Origin of the sequence: Pantoea sp. EKM21T, assembly GCF_011800405.1 — a bacterium.
GTDB classification, from domain to species: Bacteria; Pseudomonadota; Gammaproteobacteria; order Enterobacterales; family Enterobacteriaceae; genus Pantoea; species Pantoea agglomerans.
In genome coordinates, this window is record NZ_JAALFV010000010.1 from 31,033 (window position 1) to 55,379 (window position 24,347).

The following is a 24,347-nucleotide window of genomic DNA, read 5'->3' on the forward strand; positions in this document are numbered from 1 at the left end:
GAGCCTCCAGGACTGCTTAACAGGTCTTTATAGTAGCAGCCTGAAGACCTGATAACCAGTCTCTTTCAATAGATACAAATGGCTATGTTTGATGAACTGCAAAAGCTGAATGAGCTATTTGAAATGCCGGAAGATGGGATTATTTTTCATTTCTCTTTTTCGCGCCGACAGGAACAGGATCGTCAGTTGCAGCATCCTGAATAATCAGCGCATTGCTTTTCTTATCTAAGGTCTTGAGAAGCGGCTGCAATTCTCTGAGCATAAGGTCCAGACGCTGCATATCCCCCGTCAGTTTTTGATATACGGGCGATCCAGGCTGAATACCTTTTATGCTGCGGCTGAGCTGTTGCAGGCTTTGCTGCATATCCTCAGACAGTGTTTTCATTGCAGGGCTGCTGATAAATCCATCAATATGCCTGAGCGATTTTTGTATTTCTGTCATGGTGCGCTGACTTTGTTTTAGCGTACCGGTCGCAACTGAAATCAGTGGCCGAAGCGGAAGGCTGTTCATCTTATCCACTATAGCCATAATCTTTTGCTGTATCTGGTTTAAACCACCAGGCGTTGTGGGGATGACTTTGTAACCCGCGACGATATCCGGTCCTTTGTCAGGCTCAACATTTGCATAATAGTCTAAGTCGATAAACAGCGAACCGGAAAGCAGACTGCCTGTTTTCAGCGAGCCTCTTAACCCCTGTTTTTTACCCAGCTGTAGCTTTTTCCCCAGGTCAAAGTCTTCCCTCATACCGCTCATGAATCTCTGGGGTTCAATGTGAATCAGTACGGGAACCTCATAATGGCTGCGAAAATTCTGGGTTATCTCAGGCGAGTTAAAAGGAACCTGAGCGACCGTCCCCAGGCGTATTCCACGAAACTCGACAGGCGCGCCTGCCTGAAGTCCGCGAACAGAATCGGAAAAGAACAATAAGAAGTCGAGGTGTTCGGTATAACGAGAATTCTCGATGCTTCGCAGATCGTCATAAAGAGTATAAGTTGCTACGCCCCTAACCGGCTGGCCCAGGGCCACGCCTTCAGGCAGGTCAAAACTGACCCCGCCACTTAATAATGTGGTGATAGACCCCATCTCCACGCGCATCCCGGATGAGGATAAATCTACAGCAATCCCACTATTCTTCCAGAAACGAACGTTTGAGGTGACAAGCTGATCAAAGGGCGAAGCGATAAAAATCTGATAACGCATCATCCTTTTTTCCATATCAAACCGGCTGTTCTCGACTGACCCGACACGCAGGCCGCGAAACAGAACCGGGTAGCCCGGCATGAGTTGCCCCGCTTCACGACTATTAAGCGTGATTCTGATCCCCTTTGCATTCGGTGAGGCCTGGGGAGGCGCATCTGACAGCCGATAGCGTTCCAGCGCTGGCCCCGGAGAACCTGGCTGTAAGGCTATATAGGCGCCTGAGAACAAGGTACTTAAGCCCGTTATTCCTTCGAATCCAATTTCAGGCCTGACCACCCAAAATGCGCTATTGCCGTTCAATAGTTTTTGCATACCAGTGTGCATGCGAACCTTGATCTCGACGTGCTTAAGATCGTCAGTAAGCTCGGTACTTTCAACGACACCCACATCAATGTTGCGGTTTTTTATTACGGTTTTACCTGCCTTAATCCCCTGTGCGTTTTCGGTCATCAGAATCACCAAAGGTCCCTGCTGGCTTTTATGGTAATACAATAAAAAGGGACCGATGAGCAGCGTGACAAAGGGAATGATCCAGACAGAAGACCATCTTTTGTTGGGATTTACATGAGCACTATCCGGATTATCCGACAAAGTATGGACTCGTGTAAGAACAGAGTAACCTGAACTTTTCAGGGCGTTCTGTTGAAGCAGGATTCGATCTCAGGGCTATGTATTCGCTCGTCTTTCCTGAGGCCATGATAGTTAATCTCATCATTAAGCGTTAAATTTCGATAAGTCAGGATCATAAAATCTACTATCAAACGGAGATCCATTATTTTCCAGTAAATAATGGATCGGATAGTCTGTAATAACTTCGGAACAGGAGGGTTAATAAGTATAAAGATATTTTTTTAAATAAAGCTTAAAAAATACAAATCTGTGATCAATGTGTCATGTTATTTTAATAAAATTAAATCAATCAGTTACCAACATCATGGAGGTTAGCGGCTCAAAATAAAGTGGAATTACCCTGCGTTTAAAGTGTAATAAATCCACTAAAATCATCACCAATGAACAGTGTTGCCCAACTACGTCATTGCTGAAGTGCCTCAAATCCCTGGGCGCTGCATGACTTTATGGTATTGCGTCTGTCAACGAGGTGTGTCAGGTTAACTCTTTTACGAATTGAAATATTCTTGCAGCCGATCTATTTTTACTTCGCATTCCAATTTAGCAGAGGCACCTATGTTCCTTAACTATTTTGCTTTGGGTATGCTGATCTTCGTTTTCATAATTATTTTTTATGGAATTATCGTTCTTCATGATATTCCCTATTTAATCGCAAAGTCCCGTAATCATCCTCATGCCGATGCCATTCACGTCGCAGGTTGGGTAAGTTTGTTTACACTGCATGTCATATGGCCTTTCCTGTGGATCTGGGCCACTCTTTATCGTCCTGAGCGCGGCTGGGGGATGCAGAGTCAATACACTTCATTACTGGAACTGCAGCAGCGCGTAGCAGAACTGGAGCGTTTACAGGCTGATTCGAAACCGCTGCGACCGGAGCGATGATATGGATCTGCTCATTATTTTAAGCTACGTTGCGATAGCCTGGGCTGTTTTTAAAATATTTCGCATACCCGTCAATAAATGGACAGTGCCAACAGCGGCCCTCGGTGGCGTTTTTCTGGTCAGTGCGCTAATTCTGCTAATGAATTATAACCATCCCTATACGTCACTGGCACAAAAAGCGGTTGTCGCGATTCCTGTTACTCCACAAGTGACCGGCGTCGTAAATGAAGTTACTGATAAAAAAGAAGTGCTTATTAGAAAGGGAGAAATGCTCTTCACCCTGGATCAGACACGTTATAAGGTCCGCGTCGAAAGATTACAAGCCGACCTGAGCACCGCTATTAACAATATTGAAGCGATGAAAGGACAATTAAGCGAAGCCGTTGCCTACACAACCCATGTATCTGCTGAGCGGGATAGATTATTTCTGGACTATCAACGCTATCTCAAAGGCAGTAAGGCGAAAGTCAATCCATTCTCCGAACGTGACATTGATAATGCCAGGCATGCATTTCTGGCGCAGGATGCCCTGGTAAAAGGTTCACTGGCGGAACAGGAGCAGCTCAGAAGCCAGTTGACCAGTGTATCAGGAGGAGAACAATCCCAGATAGCCAGTCTGCGCGCGCAATTAGCAGAAGCCCGGTATAACCTGGATCAGACGGTTGTTCGCGCACCCAGTGATGGTTATGTCACTCAGGTCTTAATCCGTCCCGGAAGCTACGCAGCCGCCCTGCCGCTGCGCCCGGTCATGATATTCATTCCTGTACAAAAACGTCAGATCATTGCTCAGTTCAGACAAAATTCCCTGCTTCGCCTGACGGCGGGAGATGAAGCAGAGGTCGTTTTTAATGCCCTTCCGGGACAGGTATTCTCAGGAAAACTGCTCAGAGTTTTGCCAGTGGTTCCAGGCGGAGCTTATCAGGCACAGGGAACGGTGCAATCACTGAGCCTTGCTTCAGGTTCTGATGGCGTATTAGCCATAATTGAATTAAACCCAAATCAGGACGTTGATGCATTGCCAGACGGCATATTTGCTCAGGTTGCGGTCTATTCTGACCACTTCACGCATGTTTCGGTCATGCGTAAAATTTTGCTGAGAATGACCAGCTGGGTGCATTACCTCTACCTGGATCACTGATGATGATAAATATATCCTTAACTGTCCATCGATTAACCGTTTGCCCCCTTTCAGAAGAAGTTAATCAGAACAGTTATGAGCGGCCTGACTTTGTAATAAGCCCTGATTTGAAATTACCCTGAAAACACGATGGGTGGTTAATTAAATTACTGATCGGTTATCACAAAACAGGATCGTAAATAAGCTTTTGAAATAGCTGTTTGCATTGAATATGCTATGTTTTAAATGTAGTTACGAATTCTAATCGTCTTTTATAACATTCCGAGGATACACATATGAAAAAATTAATTTTTGGTGTGGTTATTTGCTCTTTATCGTTTGGCTCATTTGCTGCCGAAATGATGTCAAAGAATGATTTTATGAAAGTGAAGGATCAGTATGAAAAGATAGGCGATATCTCAACATCAGGTGAGACCAGCCCTTCAGATGCAAAAGCGGAGCTATCAGAAATGGCCGATAAAAAAGGCGGCGATGTGTTCGTGCTGACCTCAGCCAATACGAATAACAAAATTAAAGGTACCGCTGATGTATACAAGAAAAAATAGCGAAATAACGAAGCTATCTGTCTGAAATACAGACTGAAATAGATGATTTTTTTCGGAGCCTCAGGAAATATGTTCTTAATACAGGTTAATCGATGCCCTTTACTAACGTAAAGGGCATCTTTCTTACAGCACCATCAGGACTTTAAACCGTTTTCAGCGAGGATGAGCTGAACGTCGGTGACAGGACCTTATCTGCCCAGGCTGATGCGCGGATAACACGTCACGCTAATCCGCCTGCACTTGATTAACTCCAGGCGATGACGTTATCAGCCGTCAGGCGAAGGTTCCCCTAATCAGCCGCCGCCCGCCTCCCCCTATTTCTTATCCAGCGACCAGGTTGCACTGCGGATATCGACCTTCACTGGTAACAGACCAATCTGGGTAAACTTATCGGCCAGAGCCTGCTGCTGCGTGAAGACTTCAGGTGTCATCCGCTCAGCCCCGAACGGCATCCTTGCCAGCGCCCGTTGCCAGATCGGCTGCGGCAGACCGGTTGAGGTGGACATGATTTTTGCCGCCTCTTCCTGATGTTGATTGGCCCAGGTACTTAGCGACCCAAGCTCATCCACCACCTGGCTGGCGATTTGCGGCCAGGTTTCCGCAAACTTACGGCTGGCAAGATAGAAGGTGTAGTGTGGCACCAGGCCTTCGGCATTTTTAATCAGCCGCGCGTGGGCGTTGGTTTCAACTTCTGCGTAGTAAGGATCCCAGATTACCCAGGCATCCACTGCACCGCGCTGGAAAGCGGCACGCGCATCCGCGGGTGGCAGATAGACCGGTGTAATGTCTTTATAGCTCAGCCCCGCCTGCTCCAGCGCAGTGACCAGCAGATAGTTAACGTCAGAGCCTTTATTCAGCGCCACGCGTTTGCCTTTGAGATCCGCCACGCTTTTAATGGGGGAGTCGGCGGGCACCACAATCGCCTCAGTTTTGGGGTTGGCGGGAGAATGTGCCAGATAAACCAGATCGGCCTGTGCGGCCTGAGCAAAAGTCGGTGGCGCGTCGCCGGTTGCGGCCAGATCGATACTGCCGATGTTCAGGCCTTCCAGCATCTGCGGCCCAGCCGGGAACTCAATCCAGTGAACCGCAATCCCCTGTTTCTTAAATTCCTGATCCAGCGTGCCGCGATATTTCAGCAGGGCGAAGATATTGGCTTTCTGAAAACCAATGTTAACTGTTTCGGGCTTCTCTGCTGCAGCCTGGGTGTTGAACGCTAATCCCGCCTGGGCGGCAATAATCATTGCGCTAAGCAAAACTCTTTTCATCTCTCATTCCTGAGTCTGGTTGTTGTCAGCGCAACATAACAAACGCAGGTTGAAGCGCTTAGCGATAAAATGTTCGATGCTTAGCGAAAAAAACGCTATGGATGCCAGACCGACTCACGTACCCGAATGGCGCGACTCAATAGCCCCAGTGCATAGAAGCGGTCAGCGATGGTCTGCTGTTCCCGGATGATGGCTAAGTTCATGCGCTGGGTCTGGTGGCTGCGCCGCGCTAAGGCATGCATCAGTGAAGGCGCTGATATCCCGAGTTCGGTTGAGAGCAACGCAGCGGCTTCAGCACGGTGTGCATCGATGTAGCGGCCAGTCTGCTCCAGCGCGGTGAGCAGAACCTGCAGCAGATCGCCCGACTGCGCGGCGAACCCGCGTTCGGCAAGGTAAAACTGATGATTATTGACCCGGCCGGTGCCATCAGCGATCACCCTGAACTGTCCGCTGTTCTCTGCATCGCTGAGCAGCGGATCCCACATCATCCAGGCATCCACTGCGTTGAGATCGCTGGGCGTCAGCGGATATTTGGGCGGTGCATAGACGATGCGCACATCATCCAGCCCTAAACCCGCTTCATCCAGAATCTGCAGCAGCAGATAGTGAACGTTGGAACCACGATTTACGGCGATGCGTTTTCCTCTGAGATCGCCAATCTGCTGAACCGGGCTGCTGTTCGGTACCAGCAGTGCCACGCTCTGCGGCGCGGCGGGTTCCCAGGCCACATAAACCATCGGGCTGTTGCTGGCCTGCGCAAACAAGGGGGGAACTTCACCAGTCGTCCCGAAATCGATCTCCTGTTGGCTCAGCGCATGCAGAAGCTGCGGACCCGCAGGAAACTCACTCCACAGCACGCTGACGCCTCTATCGGCCAGCTGCTGTTCCAGTGACTGGCGCGCTTTCAGGATGCCGAGGTTGCCAAATTTCTGATAACCGATGCGCAGTTCCCGCTCCCGTTCGGGCTGCTGATTCAGAGAAGTGTCGCGCTGACGCAGTGAAGTGCGGCGCGGTTTAATCACTCCCAGATGGCCCAGTTGGGTGCGCAGCGTATGACGACTGATGCCAAGCAGCGCGGCGGCCTGCAGTTGATTGCCCTGAGTGAGTTCCAGCGCATTCTTTATCAGCGCCTCGATCACCCGGGGATAGAGCGGTGTTTCGCTCTGCTGCATCTGCTGCCGTAAAAACTGATCCAGCGCCTCCTCTCCCGGTGGTAACTCGCTACCCGTGAGGTTATTCAGCCGGAGCTGCTGCGGCGTGACCAGCGAGGTTTTGCTGAGCAGGACGGCATTATGCAGGGTGTTCTCCAGCTCGCGAATGTTGCCCGGCCAGCTGTAGTCCATCAGCGTGGCGACAGCATCTTCACTGAGACGTAACTGAGGTCGGCCCAGACGGCGCGCATAGAGCTGCAGGAAGTGAGTGGCCAGCACCGGGATATCTTCGCATCGCTGGCGCAGCGGCGGCAGCGTGACGCTGGCCACATTCAGCCGGTAGTAGAGATCTTCCCGGAAGCGCCGTTCACGAATCGCCACCGCCAGGTCGCGGTTGGTGGCCGCAATGACCCGCACATTGACCTTTACAGCCCGGGAGGAACCCACACGGGTAATCTCGCGCTCCTGCAGCACGCGCAGCAGCTTCACCTGCAGCGACGCACTCAGTTCACCGACTTCATCCAGCAGCAGCGTCCCGCCCTCTGCCGCCTCAAACCAGCCGCGATGCCGATCCTGTGCGCCGGTAAATGCCCCTTTCTCATGACCAAAGAGCTCCGACTCCGCCAGACTCTCAGTGAGGGCACCGCAGTTGACCGCCAGAAATGGCTGTCTGCTGCGGGCGCTGTGATGATGCAGATAGCGCGCCATCACCTCTTTGCCGGTGCCGGTTTCACCAATGATCAGCACCGTCGCGTCGGTAGGCGCAAGCTGATCCAGCACGCTTTTAAAGGCGCGCGATGCGGGGTCAATCAACTCAGGGCTGGTAATTTGCATCTCATTTACCGGGTTAACTGGAAAGCCATGACCATACCGCGTGGCTAACGCGGAAACGAGAGGCTAACCGGACCGGATTGTTGCCAATGCAGCAGGCTGTAAATTTACCTGTCGCAAATGCAGCAATATGCATCAAGCGAAATTATGAATATATCGTTGAATTAATGAGATAAATATTAAGTAGCAGACTGGCACGCATCCTGCTAACAGCTATATAACTAAAGAATTTATGCCTATGTATTAAATTCAAATATCGTTATAAAGGAATCTGCTAATGAGTCATGCGACACAGGAAAACCTCAACCTCTTCTGGTTTCTGCCCACCCATGGCGATGGGCGCTATCTTGGCACCACCGAAGGCGGCAGAGCAGTCGATTTACCCTATTTACAGCAGGTTGCGCTGGCGGCAGATAATCTGGGCTACTACGGTGTATTAATCCCGACCGGTAAGAGCTGTGAGGATTCCTGGCTGGTCGCCTCTGCGCTGGCACCGATCACCAAAAAGCTGCGCTATTTAGTGGCCGTGCGTCCTGGTCTGCAACCGCCAAGCCTGGCGGCGCGTATGGCGGCTACGCTGGATCGGCTTTCTGGCGGACGTTTACTGATTAACGTGGTCACGGGTGGCGATCCGGTTGAGAACAAAGGTGACGGCATCTTTCTGAGTCATGAAGAGCGCTATCAGGTGACCAGAGAGTTTCTTGAGGTCTACTCCCGCCTGCTGAAAGGCGAGAAGGTCGATTTTTCGGGTGATCACATCCGCGTGGAAGGCGCTGAGATCCTCTTTCCGCCGGTGCAGGAAAATGGCCCACCGCTCTATTTTGGTGGCTCGTCTGATGCCGCTATCGACGTTGCGGCGAATCAGATCGACACTTATCTGACGTGGGGCGAGCCGGTTGAACAGGTGGCGGAAAAACTGGCGGTGGTTCGTCAGCGGGCGCAGGAGAGTGGCCGTAGCCTCTCCTACGGCATCCGGCTGCATGTCATTGTCCGTGAAACCGAAGAGGAAGCCTGGGCGGCGGCCGATCGGCTGATTTCTCATCTGGATGAAGAGACCATTGCCGCCGCGCAGAAGATCTTTGCCCGCATGGACTCAGCCGGACAGGCGCGGATGAGCGCGCTGCATCAGGGCTCGCGAGACAGCCTGCGCATTGGCCCCAATCTCTGGGCAGGCGTCGGCCTGGTGCGCGGCGGTGCGGGTACTGCGCTGGTGGGGAGTCCGCAGCAGGTAGCCGATCGCATCCGGGAGTATCAGGCGCTGGGGATCGAGAACTTTATTTTCTCCGGCTATCCGCACCTTGAAGAGGCGCACCGCTTCGCTGAACTGGTGATGCCGCTGTTACCGCTGGCTGCAAACGCCGAAAAGAGACAGCGCAGCGTGAACACCGGTCCTTTTGGTGAAACCATTGGCGGCGACCGTCGTCCTGATAAACAGGCCAGCGCCAGTTAACAGAAGAGAAGGTTCGCTTATGTCACAGCAGCAGATAGTCATTATCGGTGGTGGTTTTACCGGCACCGCGCTGGCGATCCATCTGGCCCGGGCTGGCCAGGCAGGGTTGCATGTGACGGTGATTGAACCACGAGCGCAGCTTGCTCAGGGTGTGGCATACGGCACCACCGATCCGGCCCACCGCATCAATGTGCCAGCCGCCAGAATGCAGCTTGCTGGGGATGAGGAGGGCATATTTGACCGCGACTATCGCGCATCGCCCGCCTTTCAGGCCGACCCCGACGCGTTGTGGCGTGACGGCAATGTCTACCCGCAACGCGGGGAGTTTAGTCGCTGGGTCAATGCGCAGTTTGTGCATCAGCAGCAGCATTCGCCGGTAAAACTTAGTCATCTGCGTGATAGCGCGGTTGCGCTGCAGCATGGTGTAGTGACCACAGCCTCAGGGCAGAAGATCCGGGCCGATCAGGTGGTGCTGGCCATCAGCCATCCACCGCCGGACCTGCCTGCGCTGCTGAAGCCCTTACAGGGGCATCCGGGGTTGATTGCCAATCCCTGGCAGAATGGCGCGCTGGCACAGGTCGCACCTGACGATCGGGTAGCGATTATCGGTTCAGGGCTGACCATGTCCGATGTGGTGGCATCGCTGCATCGCCAGCAGCATCGCGGAGAGATTACCGCCTTCTCACGCCGTGGACAGCTGCCGCGAGCCAACCTGAGCGGCAGCGATGAGAGCTACACCCTGGATTACAGTCAGCCACAGCCCGCCAGCGCACGTGGCTGGTTACATCGGGTGCGTCAGGAGGTAAAACAGGCAGCCGCGTTAAATCTCCCCTGGCAGCTGGTGCTGGATGATATCCGCCGTAACGGCCAGCGTATCTGGCAGAGCCTTTCACTGCATGAGCAGCAGCGTTTTCTGCACCATCTACGCCCCTGGTGGGATGTTCACCGCTACCGGATTGCCCCGCAGGTAAGCCAGATACTCAACCAGCAGCAGGCGAGCGGTCAGTTGTCACTGCTGGCGGCGCGTCTGATGGGCGCGGAAGCGGTGGGAAACAATCTTCAGCTGACGCTGCGCCGGCGTGGAGCGCAATCAGAAATCCGGGTGGTGGAAAAAGTGATTGTCACCACCGGGCCAGCGCACAACGCACTGCTTAAAAGTAACGCGCTGCTGCGCCAGCTCCACGGCGACGGCGTGATTCAGCCCGACCCGCTGGCGCTGGGCATCCAGGTGAACGCGCTGTCACAGACGCTGAATGCGCAGGGTGATGCCAATCCTCATCTCTATGTAGCCGGGCCTGCCGCGCGTGGTCGCTTTGGCGAACTCATGGGATTACCGCAGGTTGCAGAACATGCTGAGTCCGTAGCACGGCAGCTACTCTCCACTACGCCGCTGCCCCTCAGCGAGCGATGTCCCGGCTCACTCATCTACTGAATCACCCTTCCGGAACAATCACTAAAAGGTGGGCGGCAAGCGATTGCCGCATCCGCCGAGGAGTCGCTATGTCATCGCAACGTGAAATTCGCCTGAATGCTTTCGATATGAACTGTGTCGGTCATCAATCGCCCGGCTTATGGGCGCATCCCCGGGATCGCTCCTGGCAGTACAAAGATCTGGAGTACTGGACCGACTTAGCACGCCTGCTGGAGCGCGGCAGGTTTGATGGACTGTTTATTGCTGACGTGCTTGGGGTCTACGACGTGCTCAACGGCAATAACCAGGCCGCGATTCGGCACGCCACGCAGGTGCCGGTAAACGATCCGCTGGCGTTAATCACGCCGATGGCGCTGGTGACGGAACATCTGGGCTTTGGCCTGACCGCCTCACTGTCGTTTGAACACCCCTACCCGTTTGCGCGGCGGATCTCGACGCTGGATCATCTGACCAAAGGCCGCATTGGCTGGAATATTGTAACCTCCTATCTGGAAAGCGGTGCGCGTAATATTGGACATCAGGCCCAGACCGATCACGATGCGCGCTACGACTATGCCGATGAATATCTGCAGGTTATCTATAAGCTGCTGGAGGGAAGCTGGGAAGATGGCGCGGTCCTGCGCGATCGTGAACGTCATATTTTCAGCGACCCGAATAAAATCCATCCGATAAATCATCAGGGTAAATTCTTCCAGGTGCCCGGCATCCATCTGTGTGAACCTTCGCCGCAGCGCACGCCGGTACTATATCAGGCGGGCGCCTCCAGCCGCGGTAAAGCGTTTGCGGCGGAGCATGCCGAATGCGTGTTCGTGGCGGCACCTTCGAAAGTTCTGCTGAAGAAAACCGTGACGGATATTCGCCGGAGAGCCGCTGAAGCGGGACGCGATCCCCGCTCCATACTGATCTTCAACCTGCAGACAGTCATTGTGGGTGAAACCGACCTGGCGGCGCAGGCCAAATGGCAGGAGTACAAACGCTATGTCAGTTACGAAGGCGCGCTGGCGCTGATCTCAGGCTGGACCGGCATTGATTTCGGGCAGTATCAGCCGGATCAGGTACTGAAACATCTGCACACCAATGCGATTCAATCGGCGGTTGAGACATTCTCCACTGCCGATCCCAACCGCCAATGGACGGTACAGGGCCTGGCAGACTGGGTGGGCATTGGCGGATTTGGTCCGCTGCTGGTGGGCAGCGCTGAAACGGTGGCCGATGAGCTGCAAAGCTGGGTCGAAGAGACAGACGTCGATGGTTTTAACCTCGCCTACGCCGTAACGCACGAAACCTTTACTGACGTGGTGGAACTGCTGGTGCCGGAACTGCAAAAGCGTGGCGTCTACAAGCAGCAGTATCAGCCCGGTACGCTGCGTGAAAAGTTATTTGGCCAGGGGCCGCGGCTGGCGTTGCCGCATTCGGGTGCCGGTTATCGCCGGAGTGCGGATGTGGAACAGCCAGCAGCAAGGGTGGAAGTTTCATAACAGAGACGGCTGGCTGCCCGGCATGAATAACCGGCGCATAGCAAAGTGCAAAGAGGCAAGAGTACGTCTTGTCGCCGGTAGATAGACAGGCATTATCGGACCGGTCATTGCTGTTAACCGTTGCTAAACAGGTCTGCCATATACTGCTGAAACTTCACCCGTTTCAGCAGTATAAAAAACAACATTTCGCTGAACGCTACCGGATGAATTTTATATTTCATGCGGGGTCTGGTGTGGGTGAGATATAATCCTATCTTATTGAATTAATTATAATAGTTATCTGATTTTGTTGGTTGTTAACTATGCCAGTAATTCATATAAAACCCTCGCTACCTGCTGAATATAATAACGAGGATACGATGAGTACATTAGAAATTGACAACACCTTAACTGCGCCACCGCCTCACTCTCAACCGGTTCGATCGGTGAGTGATGTGGCCCGGCTGATTAACAGTAACACCGAAAAAAACAGCTATGCGCGCTGGATTGTTTTCCTGGCGCTGGGCGGCGTGTTTCTTGATGCCTACGATCTCACTACCCTCTCCTACGGCATTGATGATGTGGTGAAGGAGTTTGGTTTAACCCCGGTACTCACGGGCCTGGTGACGTCGTCAATCATGATCGGCACCATTGTGGGTAATCTGGTCGGCGGCTGGCTGACCGATAAATATGGCCGTTACTCAGTGTTTATGGCGGACATGTTGTTTTTTGTCGTCTCCGCCATTGCGGCAGGTCTGGCCCCCAACGTCTGGGTGTTGATTGGTGCCCGTTTTCTGATGGGCATCGGCGTCGGGATCGATCTGCCGGTTGCCATGGCCTATCTGGCAGAATTCTCTAAGTTCTCCGGCAAGGGCAATAAAGCATCGCGCCTCGCAGCCTGGTGCCCGATGTGGTATGCCGCTTCGTCTGCCTGCTTCTTTATTATTTTTGCACTCTATTTCCTGCTGCCCGCCGAACATATCGACTGGCTGTGGCGCGCCTCGCTGCTGTTTGGCGCCGTACCGGCGCTACTGATTATTGCGGTGCGCAGTAAGTTTATGAATGAGTCACCGCTGTGGGCGGCGAATCAGGGCGACCTGAGCGGTGCGGTGCGTATTCTGCGTGACTCTTACGGCATTGTTGCGCATGAGGAGCCGCCCGCTAAAACCGATGCGGTGAAAGCGAAGCCGAAAGTGCGTTTCCGCGTACTGTTTCAGAAGCCTTATCTGGAGCGCACGGTCGTCAGTGCGGTGATGAACGTCTGTATTTCATTTGAATACACCGCCATCGCTTTCTTCCTGCCCTCTATCCTGGCGCAATTTCTCGGCGCGGGCGTATTTGAAACTATCTCTGCCTCGCTGGGACTGAATGCGTTGTTCGCCTTTACCGGCGGGCTGTTGGGGATGCGACTGGCGTGGAAATTTCCCTCACGGCATGTCGCAATCGCCGGATTTGCGCTGCAGTTTATCGCGCTGATTTCGCTGGCATTGATTGGTCATCCCCAGGCGACAGCTGGCGTGGTGTTTGCGGTGCTGATGCTGGGTTTGTGGCTCTTTGCAGAGGGATTCGGACCCGGCGCGCAGTTGATGATCTATCCGGCGCTCTCCTACCCGACCCACATACGCGCCACCGGTGTCGGCTTTAGTCGTTCGCTCTCCGGTGTGGGCAGCGCGCTGGCGCTGTTTATTCTGCCAATTTTGCAGGCGCGTTACGGCACCAATATGTTCTGGATTGTCTCGCTGGCCGCCCTTATCCCGATTATTTTCCTGTTAATCATTCGTTTTGAACCGACCCGACAGGACATCGATGAACAACCCGACTCAGGAGAGGATCATGTCTGAATTAAATCGTACCGAATTTGACGAACTGGTTCAGCATTTCAGGCCGCTGTTCGCCCGCATCGCTGAGGGGGCAAGTGCCCGTGAAACCGAACGCACACTGTTGCATGAACCGATCAGCTGGCTGAAAGCGGCGCGCTTTGGCACCCTGCGTATCCCTAAAGAAGAAGGCGGCTTTGGGGTTTCCCTGCCGCAGTTATTTGCTCTGCTGACCGAACTGGCTGAGGCAGATTCCAACCTGCCACAGGCGCTGCGTGCGCACTTCGCATTTATTGAGGATCGCCTGAACCAGCCAGCCAGTGAGGATCGGCGTCGCTGGTTCCGCCGCTTTGTGGACGGTGAGCTGGTGGGCAGCGGCTGGAGCGAGATCGGCGCGGTGAAGCTGGGTGAAGTCAACACTCAGGTTTCTCCCGATGAGGGGGGATGGCGGATCAGCGGTGAGAAGTTCTACAGCACCGGCACACTCTATGCGGACTGGATTGATGTCTATGCTCAGCGCGCGGATAACGGTCGTGACGTGATTGCCCTGGTGAACACCCACCAGAATGAGGTGGAGCGCGATGATGACTGGGATGGCTTCGGGCAGCGACTGACCGGCAGTGGTACTACGCGCTTTCATCAGGCCCGGGTTGAACTGCCACATGTCTATGATTTCAGTGAGCGTTTCCGCTATCAGACGGCATTCTATCAGCATGTCTTACTGGCCACGCTGGCGGGCATCGGGCGGGCGGTGGTGCGCGATGCTGCTCAGGGCGTGGCGCAGCGTAAGCGTATTTACAGCCACGGTAATGCGCCGCAGGTGAAGCAGGATGTGCAGGTGTTGCAGGTGGTCGGTCAGATAAGCAGCTGGGCATGGGCAGCCGAAGCCGCCGTCGACCGGGCGACGCACTCGTTGCAGCGGGCATTTGAGCTGCAACTGAGTGGCGCAGATGAGGCACAGCTTCATGCGGCAAATGTGCTGGCCGAAGTAGAGTCCGCTCAGGCACAGGCGGTGGCCGTTGAGCTGGTGACGCGTGCGGCAACAGAATTCTTCAATGCGCTGGGTGCATCTGATACCCGAGTCAGCAAGGCACTCGACCGGCACTGGCGTAATGCACGAACGGTGTCGTCGCACAATCCGGTGATCTACAAGCTACGTAACGTGGGTGACTGGGAGGTGAACGGCACCGATCCGACCTTTATCTGGCAGATAGGCAATGGAAATGGAGTATAAAACCGCTGTTTCATGGGCAGATATTTGCGTTTGGGAATTGATCAGCCTGAAATGGAAACACCAAACCGACAGATTTCATTTTATTCGGATGAGAAACTGACGCTGGCCATTTAATAGCACTTATACTGTCCGTGATACAGGAAACAGACACGCTAAATGCGAAGGATATTAATTGCCATTTATTAAGTATGAGCCAGGCGTTATTATCTTCAAGCCCGAACGTTTATTTTTGCGTAAAGGGAAAAGAGCCAGCATCACATCATGACGCTGGCTATTTTTTCATCAGCGCGTCTGTTAAGGCTTGCTTACAGGCTCTGGCATAGCTGAAGAGTGATGGGTTGAGATTTTCCAGCCCTTACCATCCCAGACATAAGTGAAGGTGTAACGTGCTGTGACGTGCGTGTTATCTTTAAAAGTAAATGTATAAACGCCGGTATCAATCGCTTTATTACAACCAATTCTGATAGTCCGGGAATCAATTTTACCGCTCGGCCCTTTTTTCAGGAAATCTTTAAAATAATCGATACGTTCCTGATCGGTCAGACGTACCTGATTTGAAATGGTCGGCAGCAAAACGGCATCGCTGACATATAATTCAGAGACTTTTGTTGCATCACCGGTTGCCAGAGAGTCATTCCAGGCGTCAAACAGGTTGGCCACATCCTGCTCTGAGGCTCTGACACAGGTCACTGACTGTTGTGCCTGCGTAACAACTGGGGCGCAGGAAAGACCTAAAAGACACAGCGATAATAACGTTTTTTTCATGAAAATATCCTCATATTTACCCTGGGTGAAGCCAGCGTTCTGTGCGTTCTTCCAGACGCCGCCATAAAATGTGTATAACTCGTTAATACGTCTTAATCCGGCTGATCAGCCAGAATAATACTGCTGCGATAAATACATTAGCCGCTTTATTCGATTAAAAAGCTGATGCATATACTTATCGACGCTTTTGATATGCAGGGGAACAAGATAGATGAAAGGAAGTGCTGTCTGGTATTTAAATCGGCGATAAGCTGGTATTTAGTTTTTTGTTCTGAGGATTAATGCCTGGATCTCTTGTGGTAGCGTAAATGACATGTCGCCTGTTCAGAACTATGAACGTAATATCGGGAAGTTGTGTTTAATTTATGTACTCTATAAAAATTTTAAAAGGATATTGCCTTTGAGCAGTGTTATATGGAACCTTTTTATGAGTTATTAATTTAACTGACTAACTAATTAACGTAGTCTGCCATTTTTCAACATCTCTATTTTGATGCTCCTGCTCATTATTGCGCTGGGAAAATAAAGCATCGTGATGCGCTGATTTAATTAAATAATGATTAAACCGTTCATACCCTGGTTTAAACGCGCCTTAGTTTGAGACATTTTTTTGCATCGTGGTTTCACTTGAACAACTCGCAGTGAGTTACGTTCAGCTATCGATAAAGCGTGTGACCTGTACCTTCCCTGACTGACTGCGATGAGCGTCAATCCGTTAAAAGCCAGACGGGATCGGTTACGCCACACTAACTTCGTATAATTGTTCTTATACGAAGTCATGACATAGGGAAGGTGCCGGGTTAAGATGGATAGCAGTAGAGTTCGTCCTGAAAATGACAACGCTACGTAAATTCTGCCCGGTTATCCCCCTGCTTAGTTCTCAGAATTAACGTAGCGCGATCATCGGCATCTTTGGTTGATAAGTGAGCAAATATGAGTGAGTTAGTGCCGTTAACCCCTCTGACGGTTGACCGGAATAGCGATATCACCGAGCGGCTCCGGCAGTTCGTTCAGGATAAAGAGGCTTTCTCACCTAACACCTGGCGACAGCTGCTTAGCGTAATGCGAATCTGCAATCGCTGGTCGGAAGATAACCAGCGCAGCTTCCTGCCGATGAGTGCAGACGATTTGCGTGACTATCTTTCTTTTCTGGCTGAAAGCGGCCGGGCCTCCTCAACCGTCACTTCACACGCGGCGTTAATTTCGATGTTACACCGTAACGCCGGATTGCCGGTGCCCAATGTCTCTCCGCTGGTTTTCCGGACGATGAAGAAGATAAACCGTGTGGCGGTGATCAACGGTGAGCGGGCAGGCCAGGCCGTGCCCTTCAGGCTGAGTGACCTGCTGGCGCTGGATGAAGAATGGTCAGGTTCTGATAACCTTCAGGCGCTTCGCGATCTGGCTTTTTTACATGTGGCTTATGCAACACTACTGCGTATCAGTGAACTGTCGCGTTTGCGGGTGCGGGATGTGATGCGTGCCGGCGATGGTCGCATCATTCTGGATGTGGCATGGACAAAAACTATTGTGCAGACCGGCGGATTGATTAAGGCGCTCAGCGCCCGTTCAACTCAGCGACTGGAAGAGTGGATTGAAGCGTCAGGGCTATCCAGCCAGCCTGATGCCTGGCTGTTTACTGCAGTACATCGGTCTGGCCGGCCACTGATTGCCGAAAAGCCGATGAGCACAAGGGCACTGGAACAGATATTTAGCCGTGCATGGCGTACTGCCGGAAAAGAGGGCGCAGTGAAGGCCAACAAAAATCGCTACACCGGCTGGAGTGGCCACAGCGCAAGGGTGGGTGCTGCGCAGGATATGGCCGATAAAGGCTATCCGATTGCCAGGATCATGCAAGAAGGCACGTGGAAAAAACCAGAAACACTGATGCGCTATATCCGCCATGTGGATGCACACAAAGGTGCCATGGTGGAGTTTATGGAACAATACGGTGACCCTGATTATCCTGACTGATGGCCTCCTGAAAAGAGAATAAAGCCCTTATTCAGGCTGAAGTTATCCACAGAAAAAGTGGACAGCCTGTGTGTAAGCCGGTACGGATTATCACTGTGTTGGCCATCCACAGAGCTCATCCGGCTGATTTAGTTGATTTATTCTTACTGTCATACCGCATGCTGCAAATCTGTCTGCAAAACAGGAGCCGCTATCCATAATAAGCGCATGCTGCAGTGCATGGTCAGAGTTGCTTTGGTAAACATCTGCCTTCAGCGGGAAGGATAATGCTTCTGGCCGGGTTAATTGTCATGTGGCCTTTGTCACTGCTCATACGCTAATCATCCCACTATTCTGGCTTCAAATCGTAAGAACAATCAACAGGACAATCCTCACCTGTCCGCTGCGGCCAGGAATCGCCGGCAGCGGAAAGAGTGAATGTCATCAGTACTTATTTTTACCGGGCAAAGCCTTTCTGCTTATCACAGCCGCCGTGGCAGCCGCTGCAACTCCCCTTTTCCTCCCTGAGCATGACCGGTATTGACTGCACCCGGCTTCCCGCTTTTCGCAATGCCAGCAGGATGATTCCGTTCAGCACCAGCACGCTTATCAGGCAGGTCGCACTGAATGCAGGATGGTCGGCAAAAGTGACGGTCTGGTAAAACAGCGTGGCGGTGGTGTAGGCGATGTTGAGTCCCCAGAAGAATGAGAACATCATCCATTTTTTACCGGCTTCCCGCGCAATAGCCCCCATGACCGAGACGCAGGGAACATAAAGCAGGACAAAAATTAAGTAACTGTAAGCGGCAAAGCCACTGCCAAATTTGGCTGACATCACGCCCATCGAACCAGTCGCCATCTCACCATCGCCTTTACTGGCATCGATGGGATGGGCCAGCGCATCAATTCTGAAGGCAGCCGTTAACCCCGCCCAGGTCTCTGTCAGCGCCTCTTTAAGCTCACCAGGCAGGTCAAAAGCCTGCGGATCAAATGGACTGCTCTGGATTGCCTCTGTGGTGTAAAGGCTGTTGAGCGTGCCGACCACGACCTCTTTCGCCATGATGCCGCTCACCAGCCCCACTGTTGCCTGCCAGTTATCCTGAGTGACACCAATCGGCAACAGCACGGGCGTGATCGCTTTGCTGGTCGCCGCCAGCGCAGAGTGGTTAATGTCATTAACCATCTGGCCATTAAAGGCAAAACTGCTCAGTACGCCAATCAGCATGCTCACCAGGATAATCACCTGTCCGGCTCGCACCACAAACATTTTCAGCCGTTGCCAGGTCTGCAACAGCAGGCTTTTAAGGTGAGGCCGGTGATAGACCGGCAACTCCATGATAAACGGCGAGGCTTCTCCGCCCAGCAGGGTATGCTTAAGCACCAGCCCGGTCGCGATGGCCACCACAATGCCCAGCAGATAGAGGGAGAAAACCAGGCTGGAACTGTGGGTGTTAAAGAATGCCGCAGCGAAAACCGCAAAAATCGCCAGCCGTGCGCCACATGACATAAAAGGCGCAATCAACACCGTCAGCAGACGCTCACGCGATGTATCCAGCGTCCGTGTCCCCATGACCGACGGGACATTACAGCCAAAGCCGACAATCAGCGGCACAAAGGATTTTCCCGGCAGGCCCAGTGACTGCATCAGACGATCCATCACAAAAGCGGCGCGCGCCATGTAGCCGGAGTCTTCAAGGAAAGCGAGGAACAGGAACATCAGGCCAATCTGCGGAATGATCGGCAGCACGGTATTGATACCGGCACCGATACCCTGCGCCAGGAAAACCGTCAGCCAGTCAGGGAAGTGGCAGACATAGCCCAGCCATTGCGCACCATGAATGAATATCGCCACCGAACTGCTGTCGAACAGTGGCTGTAGCGCGGCACCAATGTTAATTGAAAGCACGAACATCACATACATCACTGCCAGGAATATCGGAATGCCCAGCCAGCGGTTCAGCACAATTTTATCGATCCTGCGGGTCAGACCGGCGGGCATTGCGTGATGAATGTTACTCACTGCCGCGCAAAGCGCATTGATGGTGCGATAGCGGTAATCGGCAATCTGTACGCCGGTCTCTCCACCGGCCTGCTGCATAATCTCGGGCAAATGCGGAACCAGCGCCGGACAAAGTTTCTGACTGTTGATATCCCCTTCCAGCAGTTGCAAGGCCAGCCAATAGCGTTTTTGTGGGGCTATGGCGGCGGGCATCTGTTGGCAGAGCTGCTCAATGGCCGTTTCAATCGCGGCCGGATAACGTACCCGTTCAGGTGCGCGGTAAATATGGGGCTGGTCAATCAGCGCTTTGAGCTGGGCAATGCCATCACCTTTGGTTGAGGTCAGTGAAATGACCGGACATCCCAGATGAGCTGACAGTGCTGCGACATCAATAGTGATGTTCTGGCTGGCGGCAATATCCTGCATGTTCAGGGCGACAATGCAGGGTACGCCCAGTTCCAGCAGCTGAAAGGTCAGGAACAGATTACTTTCCAGACTGGAGGCATCGACGACGTTAATCACCAAATCGGCGTGATCCTGATAGAGATACTGGCAGGCGATGCTCTCATCTATCGAGCTTTCAGCAGATAGCGTTGTCAGCGATCGGGTGCCTGGCAGATCAATAAGCCTGACATCTGACTGCGCGGTAAAAAATTGACCCTCTTTGCGCTCAACCGTGACGCCAGCCCAGTTCCCGACCCGCTGTCGGGCACCGGTGAGCTGATTAAACAGCGTGGTTTTGCCGGTATTAGGGTTACCAATCAGCCCGATGGTTATCTTCTTCATCAGACGATTTCCTCCAGGATGATGTCGTCCAGGTCACGCTGCCGCACCGCCAGGCTGACACGGCGGGTAGAGATCTGCACCGGATCGCCCATTGGCGCCACGCGAATGACCTCAATAACTGCGCCGGGAAGCATACCCATTGTCAGTAATTTCTGGCGCCAGGCGGAATTTACCGATGGCTGATAGCCAAGGATCCGGTAGGTGCTGCCCATATTCATTGCCATATCACGCCCTGCCTAAAAGTAAGAAGCACTCATTCTATAAATGATACTCGTTTCGGTTTTTGATCTGGCATCGGGCAGGCAGAAGAAAACGGCCGTCAGGGTCAACGGCAGGTCAACAGCGCATTAAATGGGGGTTCTTCCAGGCGCGGGTTCAACAGTTAAAGGCGGATGTGGAGAATGTAGAATCATTCCCGCACTCTAGCAGAGAGTATCCATTTAGTTACATCATTCAATCTGCCGTAAATAACTATTACGGCCCTTCGGGCCGTGCGGGGCGGCTAGTCAATGAGCACTCGGATTCACAGAACGGCTCCGTTCAGGTTTAATCAAAAAAACCAATCTGGCAGGATATCGCCGGTAACGTAATCTGCTCAAACAGGGTGTTGTAACTAAACTGCGGCCGCTGTAATGAAAGAAAGGCGTCCTGGAAGGATCATTTTCACAATGGCAGTGCCCTGATTTTCAGGCCACCACCAGGTGATGAGCGAATAAGGATTACTTAAGAACCCGAACCGTTTTTACATCAATCTCAACACTGTTCCAGTCTTTATCAACTTCACCTTCAAGACGGACTTTATCACTCGGTGATAACGATTGTCCCATCCAGCGCTTGTCATCAATATCGACATTAATCGTTCCGGTAGCATCTTTGAACTCATAAAGTTCATGCCCCACTTGTCTGATGATGTTACCTTCCAGAACGACCCATGCGTCATCACGCAGCGTCTTAACCTGAGCGACAGAAGAGACGCCGGGTGTCGGACCTTTAAATCCGCCCTGAGAATACCCCTGCCCTGCTGGATTAACAAAACCTTCCTGTGCAGCAACTCCAAAACTCATACCGGCAAACAATGCTGCTAAAAGAAACTTTTTCATATTTATCTCCGTTAAAATTGTCGGGCTAATTTACGATGCAGATCTTAACGGGATCTTAAGAAAATTGATTACCTCCATGTGTTTTAAAAATGTAATGAGCATGATGCGCACGATAAATCCGCATCAGAAAAACAATCAAAGTTAAATCCATGTTGTTAACAAAATAAATTGATAGATAAACAGTTACGTGAGAGCTGAACTTTTAACATTCACTGTATTATGGTCATTGTTACGCTTTCACTTTGCATCATTTCTTATAAATCCCATAGCTAACATGTCTGTTAACAGATATTATTTCCTGGCATAGATATATCCCAGTATTAAAACATTATGTATCGCAGTTTTGCTCATTAACTATTTTTTTCTTTTTACAACCACTCAACTGAGTGGTTTTTTTCTATGCCTGGTTCCCGATGATAGTAATAGAACCCAGTAACGCTGCGTATGCAGTGTATCGACAACGGCTCCCATTCGGAATGCAGCCCTTTCTGGCATTAAAAGGGGAAGAATGTTGCCTGATACTGTCTGAACATGCATAAACAGAAGAGGAGAGTGGTGATAGCCTGATGCCTACCCAAACTGACAAGAGATAAAGGAACATGCGGAATTTACCGAAGTTCGGAGATTCGCCAGCGTGAGCCTACGAGTAAATGCGTTTAGTTCAGTCTTTGAACATCAGCCTGTGCTTCTTTCAGATTCATTTTTGCGGATTCGAGCTTAAGTTTCTTTTCCTCTACCTTGCTGGTTTTCTTCCTGATTCTCTCAGTACAAACTTCTGCCTTCGCTTCCGCAAGTACTGGTCGCAAAACAATCAATACCCGCCATGGTTGCTTACTCCTGAGCAACCCATGATATTGATCCAGATCATTATCATCCTGATAAAGAGGCAAACAGCCGGATTGTTAGCATGTCGTTTAACAATCACAGCGAATAATGCCGCATCTTCTTAAAAAGAAACGACAGGAAAGTAAAATGACATCTTTTAATTCTGGCAAGAAATTCGCTTTTGCTATTGCGATGATAACTTCTGTTATGTCCCTTTCCGCCTGCTCAAGCAATTATGTGATCTCCACCAACGATGGGCACATGATTACGACTCATGGCAAACCCGCAAAAGATAAAGAAACAGGCATGATCTCTTATAAAGACACGGATGGAAACATGCATCAGTTACAACAGCACGATGTTAAAGAGATTGTGCAAAAGTAATCCTGCTTTAATAGCAATCTTAATCATTATCCTGAAAATCTGATTCTGTGGAAAAACTGAGCAATGAAAATTTCTGTAATTGGCTTTGGCTTATTATTGTGTGCATCCTCCTCAGCCATGGCCATTGGCCTGAATGCCGAACAAAGTAAAAACACCTCGGTACTGGACGCAGAAATCGGCCGTTCATCCGGCGGGCTTTATGTTGATGGTCAGTGGATCAAAAATACGGCGGATGGTGTTCAGATTGGTCAGGCGGGTACCGGTTATAACCTTGAAATTGGACCTGTGATGCTGACGGCTGGCGTTAAAGCCGCTTACATCGGCGGCAAAAAAGGAGATAACGGCGTTGCGTTTCCTGTTGGCGGCGGTGTGAAAATCAATCTGCCCGCTAATTTTGCGTTGTATGGAGAAGGTTATTCCGCCCCGGAACAGCTGACCAACAGCGTTAAGAATTTCGTTGAGGCCAATGGCGGTGTCAGCTGGTCACCTGTGGATCCACTGGTGTTAAAAGTGGGCTATCGCTATGCGGGTGTTGATGGCAAAGATGGACGTCCGGGTCATACCCTGATCGATGGTCCCTATATCGGTGGCGGCCTGACATTTTAACGTCGGATGACTCTTCCCTTTTTTTGTGGTGAGGAAACCCTGCCGATCGGTTTCCTTACTCAATCACTCGTCTCAACTCAGGCGGGGAGCACTGAGAAACAGATTATGAAACCTCTTATGCTGATGTTATTTACTCTCTGTCTGACCGGATGTGTGCAGTATAAATGGGTCAAGCCAGATGCATCTGAACAGCAGGAAACAATAACGGAAACAGCCTGTCGGGCCCAGGCACTGCGGGATTTACCCCCTGACAATGTCGTTAGCGGTAAATACACCTCAAAAGACAGTAAATATAAAACCACTGACACCGATTACTCCACCAGCGACGCCAATGAAAGCCAGCGAGAGATACTGGTTAAAGATTGTATGTTTAAAAGAGGCTGGCAACAGATCGAGGTACAGCAATAGCCCCATTCCCCTGACTGAGGCCAGGTCAATCCCTGGCCAGCTTTGATCAGCGTCAGAGGTCAGGTTCAGGTTTTATTTCTGTATCATCCTCTTGCCGATCAGTACGCTGCCGCCGGCACCGTTCCGAGCAATACAACACCTCGTCCCAGCATCGTTCCCACTTTTTTCGCCATGACATCGGTTTATTACACGTTTTGCAGTAGCGAACCGGTAATGACTTTTTATTGCCTTTGAACACGCCAGTCTCTCCTGAAAACCCCTTATAACGCTGACAATAGCGTCTCTTATACAGTTTAGCTTGCTTGTGAGTAAGTATTGAGGGCAATTGAGATCGCACTGTTTACCGCTTCATCGGCGCATAAGGCAATATGGTACCCGGATGATGTGGCTCAGGTTTCCTTGATTAGCGGAAAGCCTCTCTGGCCCCATACGGCGGCTAAAAAGTCATTACGCCCCTAAATAATCAATCCAGGGTCATACAGGTCACGCGT

The 24,347-nt window shown here is 51.6% G+C and carries 20 protein-coding genes; 12 read left to right on the top strand and 8 right to left on the bottom strand.

What is annotated here, in order from left to right:
* Nucleotides 1-139 precede the first annotated feature (139 nt).
* A complete protein-coding gene (gene pqiB / locus HFD87_RS18785) occupies nt 140-1,792 on the bottom strand; it encodes an intermembrane transport protein PqiB (protein ID WP_029519692.1) in 1,653 nt (550 codons plus the stop codon).
* 594 nt (nt 1,793-2,386) lie between these two features.
* Here pqiB and HFD87_RS18790 point away from each other — a divergent pair.
* From HFD87_RS18790 to yahO, 3 genes are all read left to right on the top strand, one after another.
* On the top strand, nt 2,387-2,713 hold the full coding sequence (locus HFD87_RS18790) for a DUF3302 domain-containing protein (protein WP_010257107.1): 327 nt from the start codon (nt 2,387-2,389) through the stop codon (nt 2,711-2,713).
* A gap of 1 nt (nt 2,714) precedes the next feature.
* Nucleotides 2,715-3,851 (top strand): HlyD family secretion protein, encoded by a 1,137-nt coding sequence (locus tag HFD87_RS18795; RefSeq protein WP_167423786.1) that lies wholly within the window; start codon nt 2,715-2,717, stop codon nt 3,849-3,851.
* A 275-nt stretch (nt 3,852-4,126) separates the two neighbouring features.
* Nucleotides 4,127-4,396, top strand: a complete 270-nt coding sequence (yahO, locus tag HFD87_RS18800; protein WP_010257103.1) for a DUF1471 family periplasmic protein YahO — start codon at nt 4,127-4,129, stop codon at nt 4,394-4,396.
* Between the two features lie 314 nt (nt 4,397-4,710).
* Here the strand turns inward: yahO and HFD87_RS18805 are convergent, their stop codons facing one another.
* Both HFD87_RS18805 and HFD87_RS18810 read right to left on the bottom strand, forming a co-directional pair.
* On the bottom strand, nt 4,711-5,637 hold the full coding sequence (locus tag HFD87_RS18805) for a sulfonate ABC transporter substrate-binding protein (RefSeq protein WP_170933491.1): 927 nt from the start codon (nt 5,635-5,637) through the stop codon (nt 4,711-4,713).
* Between the two features lie 119 nt (nt 5,638-5,756).
* A complete protein-coding gene (locus HFD87_RS18810) occupies nt 5,757-7,646 on the bottom strand; it encodes a sigma-54-dependent Fis family transcriptional regulator (RefSeq protein ID WP_050680244.1) in 1,890 nt (629 codons plus the stop codon).
* A gap of 274 nt (nt 7,647-7,920) precedes the next feature.
* Between HFD87_RS18810 and ssuD the strand changes: the two genes are divergently transcribed.
* From ssuD to HFD87_RS18835, 5 genes are all read left to right on the top strand, one after another.
* On the top strand, nt 7,921-9,093 hold the full coding sequence (gene ssuD, locus HFD87_RS18815) for an FMNH2-dependent alkanesulfonate monooxygenase (protein ID WP_010257094.1): 1,173 nt from the start codon (nt 7,921-7,923) through the stop codon (nt 9,091-9,093).
* Nucleotides 9,094-9,112: 19 nt separating this feature from the next.
* On the top strand, nt 9,113-10,525 hold the full coding sequence (locus HFD87_RS18820) for an FAD/NAD(P)-binding protein (protein WP_062759505.1): 1,413 nt from the start codon (nt 9,113-9,115) through the stop codon (nt 10,523-10,525).
* A gap of 68 nt (nt 10,526-10,593) precedes the next feature.
* Nucleotides 10,594-12,003 carry an LLM class flavin-dependent oxidoreductase gene (locus HFD87_RS18825; RefSeq protein WP_167423787.1) on the top strand — a complete coding sequence of 470 codons (1,410 nt, stop codon included), beginning with the start codon at nt 10,594-10,596 and terminating at the stop codon, nt 12,001-12,003.
* 359 nt (nt 12,004-12,362) lie between these two features.
* Entirely contained in the window at nt 12,363-13,823 is a 1,461-nt protein-coding gene (locus tag HFD87_RS18830; RefSeq protein WP_033781082.1) for an MFS transporter, read from the top strand.
* A complete protein-coding gene (locus tag HFD87_RS18835; protein ID WP_167423788.1) occupies nt 13,816-15,033 on the top strand; it encodes a monooxygenase in 1,218 nt (405 codons plus the stop codon). The genes HFD87_RS18830 and HFD87_RS18835 overlap by 8 nt, the downstream gene beginning before the upstream one ends.
* A gap of 294 nt (nt 15,034-15,327) precedes the next feature.
* Here HFD87_RS18835 and HFD87_RS18840 read toward each other — a convergent pair whose 3' ends face one another.
* A complete protein-coding gene (locus HFD87_RS18840; protein WP_033770116.1) occupies nt 15,328-15,798 on the bottom strand; it encodes an SgcJ/EcaC family oxidoreductase in 471 nt (156 codons plus the stop codon).
* Between the two features lie 933 nt (nt 15,799-16,731).
* On the opposite strand from HFD87_RS18840, the gene HFD87_RS18845 reads away from it, so the two are divergent.
* A complete protein-coding gene (locus HFD87_RS18845; RefSeq protein ID WP_111534863.1) occupies nt 16,732-17,769 on the top strand; it encodes a tyrosine-type recombinase/integrase in 1,038 nt (345 codons plus the stop codon).
* 436 nt (nt 17,770-18,205) lie between these two features.
* Here the strand turns inward: HFD87_RS18845 and feoB are convergent, their stop codons facing one another.
* From feoB to HFD87_RS18860, 3 genes are all read right to left on the bottom strand, one after another.
* Nucleotides 18,206-20,533 (bottom strand): Fe(2+) transporter permease subunit FeoB, encoded by a 2,328-nt coding sequence (gene feoB / locus HFD87_RS18850; protein ID WP_132499694.1) that lies wholly within the window; start codon nt 20,531-20,533, stop codon nt 18,206-18,208.
* The gene (locus tag HFD87_RS18855) at nt 20,533-20,757 is read right to left on the bottom strand and encodes a FeoA domain-containing protein (protein WP_022624265.1); all 225 of its coding nucleotides are present in this window, start codon (nt 20,755-20,757) and stop codon (nt 20,533-20,535) included. The genes feoB and HFD87_RS18855 overlap by 1 nt, the downstream gene beginning before the upstream one ends.
* Nucleotides 20,758-21,252: 495 nt before the next feature.
* Nucleotides 21,253-21,633 (bottom strand): YgiW/YdeI family stress tolerance OB fold protein, encoded by a 381-nt coding sequence (locus HFD87_RS18860; RefSeq protein WP_010257071.1) that lies wholly within the window; start codon nt 21,631-21,633, stop codon nt 21,253-21,255.
* A 972-nt stretch (nt 21,634-22,605) separates the two neighbouring features.
* Here HFD87_RS18860 and HFD87_RS18865 point away from each other — a divergent pair.
* The 3 genes from HFD87_RS18865 to HFD87_RS18875 all read left to right on the top strand — a co-directional run bounded on the left by HFD87_RS18865 (nt 22,606) and on the right by HFD87_RS18875 (nt 23,856).
* Entirely contained in the window at nt 22,606-22,842 is a 237-nt protein-coding gene (locus HFD87_RS18865; protein WP_010257065.1) for a YgdI/YgdR family lipoprotein, read from the top strand.
* Between the two features lie 63 nt (nt 22,843-22,905).
* Entirely contained in the window at nt 22,906-23,448 is a 543-nt protein-coding gene (locus tag HFD87_RS18870) for a YfaZ family outer membrane protein (protein ID WP_033770122.1), read from the top strand.
* Nucleotides 23,449-23,553: 105 nt separating this feature from the next.
* On the top strand, nt 23,554-23,856 hold the full coding sequence (locus HFD87_RS18875; RefSeq protein WP_029519489.1) for a hypothetical protein: 303 nt from the start codon (nt 23,554-23,556) through the stop codon (nt 23,854-23,856).
* A 52-nt stretch (nt 23,857-23,908) separates the two neighbouring features.
* Here HFD87_RS18875 and HFD87_RS18880 read toward each other — a convergent pair whose 3' ends face one another.
* Nucleotides 23,909-24,094, bottom strand: a complete 186-nt coding sequence (locus HFD87_RS18880) for a DUF2256 domain-containing protein (RefSeq protein ID WP_010671932.1) — start codon at nt 24,092-24,094, stop codon at nt 23,909-23,911.
* Nucleotides 24,095-24,347: the final 253 nt, after the last annotated feature.